Source organism: Paenibacillus terricola (assembly GCF_014779765.1).
Classification (GTDB): Bacteria; Bacillota; Bacilli; order Paenibacillales; family Paenibacillaceae; genus Paenibacillus_T; species Paenibacillus_T terricola.
The window spans coordinates 18,176-27,809 of record NZ_JACXZA010000014.1 but is presented as its reverse complement, the minus strand read 5'-3'; the positions used below and the strand labels follow the sequence as shown (position 1 = coordinate 27,809).

General features: G+C 40.1%; 17 protein-coding genes. All 17 read right to left on the bottom strand.

From position 1 onward, the window contains the following. Positions 1 to 302: 302 nt before the first annotated feature. Entirely contained in the window at positions 303 to 713 is a 411-nt protein-coding gene (locus H8B09_RS30050; RefSeq protein WP_191207252.1) for an SRPBCC family protein, read from the bottom strand. A gap of 60 nt (positions 714 to 773) precedes the next feature. Next, positions 774 to 1,112: a GNAT family N-acetyltransferase gene (locus tag H8B09_RS30045; protein WP_191207251.1), complete on the bottom strand. Its 339-nt coding sequence runs from the start codon at positions 1,110 to 1,112 to the stop codon at positions 774 to 776. Continuing rightward, entirely contained in the window at positions 1,087 to 1,389 is a 303-nt protein-coding gene (locus H8B09_RS30040) for a hypothetical protein (RefSeq protein WP_191207250.1), read from the bottom strand. Before H8B09_RS30040 ends, H8B09_RS30045 begins: the two co-directional genes overlap by 26 nt. A 156-nt stretch (positions 1,390 to 1,545) precedes the next feature. Next, on the bottom strand, positions 1,546 to 1,992 hold the full coding sequence (locus tag H8B09_RS30035; RefSeq protein ID WP_191207249.1) for a GNAT family N-acetyltransferase: 447 nt from the start codon (positions 1,990 to 1,992) through the stop codon (positions 1,546 to 1,548). Positions 1,993 to 2,159: 167 nt separating this feature from the next. Continuing rightward, on the bottom strand, positions 2,160 to 2,531 hold the full coding sequence (locus tag H8B09_RS30030; RefSeq protein ID WP_191207248.1) for a VOC family protein: 372 nt from the start codon (positions 2,529 to 2,531) through the stop codon (positions 2,160 to 2,162). 34 nt (positions 2,532 to 2,565) lie between these two features. Further along, the gene (locus tag H8B09_RS30025) at positions 2,566 to 3,144 is read right to left on the bottom strand and encodes a GNAT family N-acetyltransferase (RefSeq protein ID WP_318152863.1); all 579 of its coding nucleotides are present in this window, start codon (positions 3,142 to 3,144) and stop codon (positions 2,566 to 2,568) included. 58 nt (positions 3,145 to 3,202) lie between these two features. Further along, positions 3,203 to 3,676 (bottom strand): putative periplasmic lipoprotein, encoded by a 474-nt coding sequence (locus H8B09_RS30020; RefSeq protein ID WP_224754137.1) that lies wholly within the window; start codon positions 3,674 to 3,676, stop codon positions 3,203 to 3,205. 35 nt (positions 3,677 to 3,711) lie between these two features. Continuing rightward, positions 3,712 to 4,080: a hypothetical protein gene (locus tag H8B09_RS30015; RefSeq protein WP_191207245.1), complete on the bottom strand. Its 369-nt coding sequence runs from the start codon at positions 4,078 to 4,080 to the stop codon at positions 3,712 to 3,714. Between the two features lie 154 nt (positions 4,081 to 4,234). After that, entirely contained in the window at positions 4,235 to 4,825 is a 591-nt protein-coding gene (locus tag H8B09_RS30010) for a nucleotidyltransferase family protein (protein WP_191207244.1), read from the bottom strand. Positions 4,826 to 4,916: 91 nt separating this feature from the next. Further along, complete coding sequence (locus H8B09_RS30005; protein ID WP_224754136.1) at positions 4,917 to 5,633, bottom strand: nucleotidyltransferase domain-containing protein; 717 nt, start codon at positions 5,631 to 5,633, stop codon at positions 4,917 to 4,919. 154 nt (positions 5,634 to 5,787) lie between these two features. Further along, a complete protein-coding gene (locus H8B09_RS30000) occupies positions 5,788 to 6,351 on the bottom strand; it encodes an HAD-IA family hydrolase (protein ID WP_191207242.1) in 564 nt (187 codons plus the stop codon). 8 nt (positions 6,352 to 6,359) lie between these two features. Beyond that, positions 6,360 to 6,779 (bottom strand): GNAT family N-acetyltransferase, encoded by a 420-nt coding sequence (locus H8B09_RS29995; RefSeq protein WP_191207241.1) that lies wholly within the window; start codon positions 6,777 to 6,779, stop codon positions 6,360 to 6,362. Between the two features lie 34 nt (positions 6,780 to 6,813). After that, entirely contained in the window at positions 6,814 to 7,482 is a 669-nt protein-coding gene (locus H8B09_RS29990; RefSeq protein ID WP_191207240.1) for an HAD family hydrolase, read from the bottom strand. A 310-nt stretch (positions 7,483 to 7,792) separates the two neighbouring features. Further along, on the bottom strand, positions 7,793 to 8,275 hold the full coding sequence (locus tag H8B09_RS29985; RefSeq protein WP_191207239.1) for a GNAT family N-acetyltransferase: 483 nt from the start codon (positions 8,273 to 8,275) through the stop codon (positions 7,793 to 7,795). Positions 8,276 to 8,301: 26 nt separating this feature from the next. Continuing rightward, on the bottom strand, positions 8,302 to 8,787 hold the full coding sequence (locus H8B09_RS29980) for an NUDIX domain-containing protein (protein WP_191207238.1): 486 nt from the start codon (positions 8,785 to 8,787) through the stop codon (positions 8,302 to 8,304). Between the two features lie 41 nt (positions 8,788 to 8,828). Continuing rightward, entirely contained in the window at positions 8,829 to 9,308 is a 480-nt protein-coding gene (locus H8B09_RS29975; RefSeq protein ID WP_191207237.1) for an NUDIX hydrolase, read from the bottom strand. A gap of 40 nt (positions 9,309 to 9,348) precedes the next feature. Next, entirely contained in the window at positions 9,349 to 9,633 is a 285-nt protein-coding gene (locus H8B09_RS29970) for a hypothetical protein (protein WP_191207236.1), read from the bottom strand. Between the last annotated feature and the right edge of the window lies 1 nt (position 9,634).

Here is a 9,634-nt window from a genome sequence, read left to right as displayed (position 1 = left end):
GGCACGCCGCCAGCGTTCGTCCTGAGCCAGGATCAAACTCTCCATAAAAGAAGTGCTTGTTTAGCTCATTTAAAACATTTAAACTGACAGTTTCGCTCGTTGTTCAGTTTTCAAAGAACAATTCATTTCGCATTCTGTTTCTCGTTGCCGGCGTGTTTCTCTCGGCCGGAATTAGAATATACCATGCACTTTATGATTTGCGCAAGTGTTTTTAATAAATTAATTTAAAAACTTTCATTCATCCATTACTGACGTATCAATTCTCATACAAATAGATGTGTATGTAACTGAATCTATCGATGCTAAATCATCGTCTTCAAGCGACTCAATGCATCTTCCCATAACAACTTCATCTCTTCTCTTATGTCCGGACCGCTCAAATTCTCTTGGTGAAAACTAATGGTCGTTTGATTGCTGCCCTTAGCGATTGTCCTTATTTGGACTGTTGAAGGCTTGTCCCAATTCGCTTTCTTCCATGTTAGCCGTATGTTCTGATGTATATTAATGGTTCTAATCTCGCCAGAGATCCCATCCTTACTTTGATAGCGTTGGCCTTTCTCCCAAGTAACCGAGTCTACCTGTCCTAACCACAACTGAACCCCTTCGGCTGAAACAATCAAATCCCAAGCCTTCTCTACCGGAATATCAAATGTTCTCCTTACTCCTATTTGAAAGCCTGAAGATTGCGTTTGTCCAATAACTTTTGACTGCATAATAGCACCTCCATATTCACTATTAAACCCCGCATTTAAACTTTTTTACTCGTTTGCTCCTTAAAAACTCTCCCGATTAATCATCATCTCAATATTGTTCCAAACCAACCCATCTTTCGACCTATAAACGTTTTCAGTAAACTCGTTTTGCGTAAATCCTATCGCTTGATAGCATCTAATTGCTGCATCGTTGAAGTCAAATACATTCAGTTTAATGGACTCCAGCTCGAATTCACCGAAGCCGATTTCAACCAATCTCTTGAGTGCAGCCTTTCCTGTCCCACGTCCTCGATCTGAATCACTTCCAATTAGAAAGCGACCAATGAATGCTTCCTTCTTCTCACTATTAAATCGACAAAGCTGAACCGTTCCATTAAACGTATTCGTTATGGAATCCATAATCCTTGGGGTCCACGGTTCCATTATGCCGTTTGCGAGGGAATCGACGATAGAGCTCATTGCCATCCGCTTCTTCCCCGAAGTGCCTCAAAATAAATGCGCTTGAAAAAGCCGCACATTCATTGCTTTGCTGGAGATCCATCCGATTAGCCTTTTCAATAAAATAATACTTCGGCAGCTCACTAGTATCAATCAAATCTCTCTTGGGCGGCTTAATATAATAAGAGCGCAGCACGACAACGAATGCCAGAATCAGCAGCAGTAAACCAACATTCATCCCCATTGTTCCTCCTATCTGATACTTGGCTTAAATAGCCGTAAAGTCCACCAGCCACAAGCTAAATTGGAGTTTGAGTCATGTTGCAGTATTCATTTCACAATATTATAGCGCTTTCAACATGTTGGTTGGACCTATTCGATTTGCATTGCTCTGCTATTCATGCAACAAAGTCATAACATGACTGGCCTTATAGATTTGATCAGTTTTCTCAAAGCCATTCTTCGTATATAACTGATCGGCAGCCGGGTTATCTGTATACAGGGTAATTATGTAAAAGTGCTTCTTAGCTCCCTCAATGATCGCTTCTAAAAGGTTTGTTCCAACTTTATGGCATCGGTAATCCTGCCTAACATATAAGTGTCTGACCCGTCCGATATCTACTCGACCAAGATACGGATCAATGTTCAGGCCGCCTACACCAACAACGGTTCCATCAATAATTGCAACGTATAATGATTCTCCCTGTTTGTTAAACTGATTGTCGCCTGACTCGTATTCGTCGATAAGCTTCTGAATAAATCGATAACCCTGAGACTTACTCTCTGCCAATAGGATGTCTAAATCATAATTATTCATTGAAGTCACTCTCATAATCATCATCGCACAATACCTTCTCCTTCAAGCTACACTGTACTAAGCGCTGCCACAGAAATCGTCCACACGATGAGAGCAAACAACAAGCCACTCCAGAAAACTTAAACCGTATAGGGAAGCCCTTTAACAATTTTCCTTATGGCTCTTAACAAGAATCCACTCTTTTTCCTGTCTTATTTCGTTCTTGTATCATTCTCTTCGTTGCTTGCTACTCTGAACAAATGCCCGTTAATATCTTCAAACGTAAACTCTCTTACATTCCAAGGCTTCGATTCAATTTCTTTTACAATGCGGACACCTTGATCTCTATACCACGCATATATGACATCCACGTCGTTTACGAATAGATAAGATTGATAAGGGTGAATCACATCCTGTTTGTCCAGATGGATTTCCACTCCACCGCAGTGTACAGCTCCATAACCCTCATCGTCCCAAATCCAAGCAACATCAAAGCCCAGCACATTCTTATAGAATTCGAGCGATTCCTTAAAATTCCTCACAGGCAATATCGTAATCTGACATTGCGCATAGTCTTTGAACATGATTAACACTCCTTGTCCTGAGATACAGTCGTAGCTAGTAGTTGGTAACCCCATGACAATCAACAAAATTTGTCCGCTTGATCTCTTCCCATTCTGTTCGTATTATGCTGTAGTAAATATCATCCCTGCATTCTCCACTCGCGTTCATGTAGTTGCATCGAAAGATCCCTTCCTGAGTTGCACCTAGTTTCAATACGGCTCTCTGGGATCGCACATTCTCTCTATCTACACTGAACTGAACCCGGTTGAAATGCATGGTCTCGAATGCAAATTTCAATAGTTCATATTTGCAGGCCTTGTTAATCCCGCTTCCTCGGAACGGTTTGCTGTACCACGTCCAGCCAATCTCAAGCCGCTTGCTGTCAAAACGAATATTCCCCAGTCTAGTCGTTCCGGCGATTTGACCACTCTGCTTATCGATTACAAGGAAGGGGTATCCTTGACCTGTCATCCGTACTTCATTCACTCTGTCTATATAGTTGTTGAAGTCGTCCTCATTCGTAATATGATTGCCGGAGTACCGCGTTATTTCAAAATCGTTAATGATCGGCCTTAAACCGGCAGCAAGCTCTTTATTGAAGGGGACGAGTCTCACCAGGTCGTTCTCTAACACAATTTGCTTCCTGTAAAAGTCAAAGTTCACAAGTTTCAATTCCTTCCTATGGGAGAATCTATTCAATTACGATTTCTTTGGGCTCCGAAGTCACAATCATATCCTTATAGGTATCATCATTATCTTTAATCCTAAATTTCGCCTTAGCCGTAATTGAATAATGACCGGGTTCTGATAAGGTCAGCATGCGGAACCGATCAGAGTTGGGATCGACATAGGAGTACGGTTTGTCAGGAAGAATAGTAGAAGCAATCCCTAATGCGATCACGAGCACAGTATCCTTTTGATTAACAAGTTGACCATTCTCATCTTTTATAGCGAACGTAAATAAATCAACACCATGGCTAATATCCCAACTCTTGTTTGATTCATTCGTTATAAATGCATTGGCCTCAAATGTTTGACCCGCCTTAATGCTTGGAGGAATTTCAAATCTTACCTTAAACATACTGTCATCCAGCAATTTTTCGGTAGAGCTGCAGGCTGAGAGTAACACCATTATAATAAGTGCTAGGAGTAACTTAATTCTCACTCTTTTCATCCTTCGTAAAATAATGATCATTCTGCTTATTTGCCCAGTTCCTTGTTTTCAAGATATCTCTCTAGCTCAATCATTTGATCCGTTCGATATACCTCTTGATCTGTATCAAAGACAATGTATACAGGAAAGCCCTCTATGTGTAACCTCTGAAGCTCTTCTTCATTGGGTGTGCTATTTGCATAATAGCCAGCTATGATTTGCATATAACGATCAAACAATTGCTGAAACTCAAATTCCTGATCAGTAGTCATACCAACAGCTGTGATGTAGTATTTCCCCTTCTCGGTAGAAAGCATCGACGTAGGCTTATATAATGGTTGCGTTTCGTTATTTGCATGATTACAACCCGATAGCGTAATGATTGCTGCCAGGCATAATAGATACATGAACTTCATGTGCTCCCTCCCTAATAACAAGACAATTCATTCAGATCGATTGTTATTGTATTCGGGCCAGAGGTGCAGAATAACGACTATAAGTACTTTTTGAACCCTTAGTCCAGCAGCCCCTTTTGTAGTTCCTCAACTTTTTCTATTTATTGAGTATCAGCTATTCCCAGGGTTCTATTCTCAAATCACTCCACTGTGATTTCCATCTATCTACTTTCTTATCATAGATTTCTTTAGTAATTTGGCGTTTGTTTGGTCTGATTACTTTATTAAATAAATCATCTAATCCATAAGGAGCGTATACTTCCCACATATGTGATCTTATTCTTATACCCAAAGATGTGGCTGTAGTTGGCCAAGTATCTATTGCTTCTTCTAATGAACGATATGGTGCGATCTCATATCCAAATTTGTTTCTGTACCACAGATGAACTCTTGCTTCATTCTTCACATCGATTCTAAAAGGGTAGTCTGGAAATAGTCCTTCAAGTTGCGCTTGCAGATTTCTTTCTGTTTCCTCAGATAAATCATGGTCATCATAATAAACAAAATCTACATCCTTAATTCCATAATCGAGTGGAAAGCCACTTATATCATTCCATATTGTCTGTACAATACATCCCGCTCCGATATAATAGTTATTCAACTGCAACTCATGAACCCTATTAAGAAATTCATAGATTGCTTTATGTTTTTGTACAACTTGAATTAACTTTTCTATTTGATGTCCAGGTGTTTGAATGTCTTTCACCTCCTCTTTCTATAGTTTATCCAACTGCATCACGGCCCTGTTCCACTTGATGTAACTCTTCAACCCAAACCATTTTTCTTTTTTTTCATATTTAATCACTCATTTCAATCAATCGTTCTTCATTCATAATCCTAGTGTTCGCCCAATCAATCATCTCAATAGCTGTACGCATCCTTTCGTCAATCGTGCCTAAGAACAAACCGTCCATCCACTCTCGAATGTGAGGTATTTCTTCCATAAGATCCCCGATATGCGGCAGCACACTGCCGGTCGGGGGAACAGGCTTGCCACATACCATCCATAATCCTTCTAGAATTTTGTACGACGTTGTTGATGTAACAAAACTTGCTTTCAATCGATCATTGGATTCAATCGCTGCAAAGATCTTGATCTTGGCAGTCCTAAGCCAATGATGTATTGCCTTCCTTTCCTTCATGCTCGCGTTGTAGTTATTAAATACACGTATAGCCTCGAGTCTTAGTGATTCGAAAACATTATATTTGTCGAACAACATTTTACCATCCATATACGGATAGGGCTCCATCGGGTTGGATTCAAGCTTATCGATTGCCTTCTGTCTGTCCGCATATTTTAACTCAACCAAGATCTCATCAACTGTAATCGCCTCGAATTGCCGGCTATGCCCATCTTGTAGAAGAACAACCAGATCAATGTCCGAAGTTGAATGAGCATCTCCACGTGCATGAGATCCCGTTAGCATCACGCCAATGACTTCGTTATCTTCATATAAGCTTTGAAGTAGTGACAGTATGATGTTCCTATGTTTCTCGCTTTGGATAAAAGACAATCATAAGTCATCGTTTCACCTCTCAAATCGCGTCCTCTAATTCCTATAATTGGTATTGTAACCTATTATTATTTCAACGGCACTACTATTTTGCGACAAAAAAGTGCCGCAGCTTCGACCTTAATTGATCGTATCTCGGCACTTCACTTCTGTACTAGGTTTTAAAAATCTTAAAAAAGTCCTCATACGTTGTTAAATACAAATCTGCTCCAGGAGTATTGTTCTGAAACAAACAGGTTTGAATACCAATCGATCTTGCTGGAATGATATCCAGCTCACGATCTCCAACAGCTAGGTCGATTCTGTATTTATTGTGCAAATAAACATAGGATGCCGAATCAGGCTTTCTTGGGTAACCATCATCGCCGGCCACGATCTCATTGAAATAGTCAGTCCACCCATAATGGTTGAGAATATGTATGACCTCATTACGGGGCTTGTGAGTCATAATCACATTTATCTCGGCGAGCTGTAGTACTTTCTCTACGTAGGGAAAAGGTGGCGTCAGCGCTGGATCGATATCCTGTTCCATTGCGAATACTCGCTTTATTTGCTGTTCAGTCAATCCATAGTGCCTCACTGCATGCGTAAACGATATTTTCAAATGAGCTAATATTTCTTCCTTAGATACTTGTCCACCTAGCTCTTCATAGAATATATCCGTATAAGCAGGGTAAGTATCAAACAATGTACCGTCGAAGTCCCATAAGATATTCATAACGTGCGCTATAGGTCTTTCTTCAAATAATAGTGAGTGTGTCGACCCGCATTCTCGATCGTTCCATAGATCTGAAAACCTTCTTTTAAATAGAAGTCCAATGCTTGAAAGCTCAGTGTATCCAGCTTAATAAAATCACACTTCTTATCAACTGCCTGCTTCTCCGCTTCTCTTAGAAGAGCCCGGCCATAACCTGATTTGCGCTGCTCTTCCTCCACATAGAGATAATGAATCTCCAACCAATTCCAACAAAACTCACCGACGATACCACCAAGCACCTCGCCGCTCTCATTAACCAAATGCAACTTCAGTTCCTGATAGCGGCCTTTGAGATCATCCGGGAAGTGCTTATGATTGAACTCGATCATCTTGTTTCTTACGTAATCATTGTTCTTAGCATCTATGTTATTCGATATGACTAATGACATATTGATCACTCCAATTCTCTCTGGTTGCTATTCTTTATTCTTCCGTGCTTAATCCGTCCCAAAGTTCTGTCAATCTCATCATATTAATTTCGTCATAAGCATGAATGATCCAGTCCGCGCCTTCCATATTCTCTCTCACATGGCTTAGTCCTTTAAACCCTATGCATCTCATTGCTGCGCTTTTTGCGGCATTCAGCCCATTATTAGAATCCTCAATTACAATACAGCACCTTGGTTCAACTGCCAACTGGTTGGCCGCTGCTAAGAATATTTCCGGATCGGGCTTCGAATGCTTCACATCGTCATCACAGATACACGCATCAAAATATGCTCGTATTCGAAACATATCCAATACGGCATCCATTCTTTTCTTTGATGCACTTGTTGCGAGTGCAATCTTGATCTTATTCCTTTTTAACATCTGTAATAAATCAAGTGCACCTGTAATCATGCCAATCTGTTTATACATTTCAATTTCTTTGTCAACTTTATAGGAGCTAAGCAGCTCATCCATAGGAACTGATAGATTAAACCTGTCTTTCACGATGTGCCAGAATTGACGGGAGCTTAAACTTCCCCACGACTTTATTTCTTCAATCGTCAATTGGCAGCCAAATGAACTAGCAGCATCGTGAAGCAATTCATAGGCTGCAGAATGCGAATCAATGATTACCCCGTCCATATCAAAGATGACCGCTTTCATATCCAAGCTCCTATCTCGCTATAATCAACCTTATATCCCGACGTGCTTTATCAAACTTACTCGAACGATTTCGTCCCAGATTGGCCCTCGTCTTACTTCCATGTACCCTAATTTCTCATTCATATCGAGTACGTGTTGGTTGCGTTCCTCCGTGTGGGTCACGAAGCGTCAACTCATGCTCTGACCATTGGAGATCTGAAGTTAGTGTTATTCCTTCATCTTTCAAATCAATTTGAACCATGAAATCAAGATCCGCAAGTTCTGCTTTTCTGATCAACCTAGTCACCAACTTAAGTATGCTTTATTGTAACTATCTACTCCAAAATGTTTGATATCTTCTTCCGTTTTCTATCTTTCCTTCGTAAACTCCACCTGTAAATTCATCAATTATCTTGGTCCAGAACTTCTGAGCCGGTACATTGCGAATAATTTGATAAAGCTCCCATTCGCCTTTCAATGCACTAAACAAATAAATAGCGGCTTCTTTACCAGTTCCTTGCCTTCGGTATTTCCGCAGTACGAAGAAATGAGCTAAGTAATTGTATTTCCTCGTTTCGGTTGTAGTCTCCTTAACCAAAGCGAACCCCGCAATTGCGTCGTTCACTCGAATAATATAGGGTTGATACGCTCGCTGTTCTTCCCAATATGAATCAAAATCAGGAAAAACATTGTACATTCCGTTAGGGTTTATATCGACATCCGTAAACTCGGTAAAGTCATACATATATAATTGCAACAGATTTTCCATAAGACCCTTTTCACTAGTAACAGCAAGTCGAACTTCGGTTGTCATTAACATCTCCCGCCATTCAGGAACATTTATTCATTAGTGAATACTTGCCTCTTCAGTTGGTGGTCTTCAATTAATTCGACACTTCTCATGCTAGCTGCATACTCTCTGATCTGGTCTTTAATATTGGGGAATAACACAATGTTGTCTAACTCTCTTAGAGGTATCCACTTTACTGCGGACTGGTGAGGATCTGGGTGCGCAGGTAATTGCGGCACTGAATGTTCTGTTAAAGTACATTCGAATATTAAACTAACCGCGTGAGGCTCCTGGTCACTATATTCTCCTGATTGGTTATGCGGTGCCATTTCGTATACTATAGCGAGCGGTCCAACTATTACTTCGGCTGCCGTCTCCTCAAATACTTCTCTGATGACGCCTTCCTTGATCGTTTCACCAGGTTCTAACCCGCCGCCTGGCAGGTTATAGTGAATTCCATCCTCGTTATATTCAACAAGTAGGACACAGTCATTTTGTATAATTAAACCTGTGCATCGGACTCTCACATGTGACATGGTGTTAATCCTCCTTAGTATTACGGATCGGCTTCCGGCGCTTAGTATTGACGGGTTATATGATGTTCGATCTGATTGTTAACTTTCAAATCCAATAATTTAGTTTTCAATTGTTCAGGATATACCACAATTTCGTTTAACTGATCTATAGAGAACCACTTAAAAATAAGTCTTCCATCATCCTCAATACCGTTAAATACATCCTCTTGCTTTAGAATCTCATGCTCATCCGGAACACTAATCAAATAGTAAAAACCGATCTCATGGTATTGCTTGCCGTCATACTCAAAGAAGTCCTCATTCACAAAAAGCAACTCCTTAACTTGAACCTCAATATCCAGTTCTTCTCGTAATTCCCTGACGATGGTTTGATCTGTCGATTCATTGAACTCTACTCTACCACCAGGTGGATTCCAGAAATCATCTTTTAATATTGTGTGCAGCAAAATACGATCATTATGAATAACAATGCCTGCAACTCTGAAGTTAAATTTGTTATTGTTTCTTTCAAAGGTAATCATACAGCCTTCATTCCTTTCAGCACGTATCAGGATGATCTTACTAATCGCGTTTCCTTTTGAGCGAATCATCGTTTCGCTTTATTATGAATTGTATTGTTAAAGCAATCACAATAACAATGATATAGATAGGGTAATCTTCTTTCAGATCTTTAAAACTAGGTTGTGAGCTTCCTGTAATAACTCCATATACGATTAACGCTATAACCCAACCTGCAATGCTGAATATTGTAAATCGGCTTATGAGTTTCTTATATATTTGAAAGTATTTAAATTGAAGAATAGTAATACTTAGAGCTGCGATAACAATACAAACCATGATTGTCATC

What these genes read in the sequence shown, in the direction of transcription:
- H8B09_RS30050 (WP_191207252.1), bottom strand. Translation starts at nt 713, where the DNA reads ATGCAGTCAAAAGTTATTGGACAAACGCAATCTTCAGGCTTTCAAATA.
- H8B09_RS30045 (WP_191207251.1), bottom strand. Translation starts at nt 1,112, where the DNA reads ATGGATTCCATAACGAATACGTTTAATGGAACGGTTCAGCTTTGTCGA.
- H8B09_RS30040 (WP_191207250.1), bottom strand. Translation starts at nt 1,389, where the DNA reads ATGAATGTTGGTTTACTGCTGCTGATTCTGGCATTCGTTGTCGTGCTG.
- H8B09_RS30035 (WP_191207249.1), bottom strand. Translation starts at nt 1,992, where the DNA reads ATGATGATTATGAGAGTGACTTCAATGAATAATTATGATTTAGACATC.
- H8B09_RS30030 (WP_191207248.1), bottom strand. Translation starts at nt 2,531, where the DNA reads ATGTTCAAAGACTATGCGCAATGTCAGATTACGATATTGCCTGTGAGG.
- H8B09_RS30015 (WP_191207245.1), bottom strand. Translation starts at nt 4,080, where the DNA reads ATGAAGTTCATGTATCTATTATGCCTGGCAGCAATCATTACGCTATCG.
- H8B09_RS30000 (WP_191207242.1), bottom strand. Translation starts at nt 6,351, where the DNA reads ATGAATATCTTATGGGACTTCGACGGTACATTGTTTGATACTTACCCT.
- H8B09_RS29995 (WP_191207241.1), bottom strand. Translation starts at nt 6,779, where the DNA reads ATGTCATTAGTCATATCGAATAACATAGATGCTAAGAACAATGATTAC.
- H8B09_RS29990 (WP_191207240.1), bottom strand. Translation starts at nt 7,482, where the DNA reads ATGAAAGCGGTCATCTTTGATATGGACGGGGTAATCATTGATTCGCAT.
- H8B09_RS29985 (WP_191207239.1), bottom strand. Translation starts at nt 8,275, where the DNA reads ATGACAACCGAAGTTCGACTTGCTGTTACTAGTGAAAAGGGTCTTATG.
- H8B09_RS29980 (WP_191207238.1), bottom strand. Translation starts at nt 8,787, where the DNA reads ATGTCACATGTGAGAGTCCGATGCACAGGTTTAATTATACAAAATGAC.
- H8B09_RS29975 (WP_191207237.1), bottom strand. Translation starts at nt 9,308, where the DNA reads ATGATTACCTTTGAAAGAAACAATAACAAATTTAACTTCAGAGTTGCA.
- H8B09_RS29970 (WP_191207236.1), bottom strand. Translation starts at nt 9,633, where the DNA reads ATGACAATCATGGTTTGTATTGTTATCGCAGCTCTAAGTATTACTATT.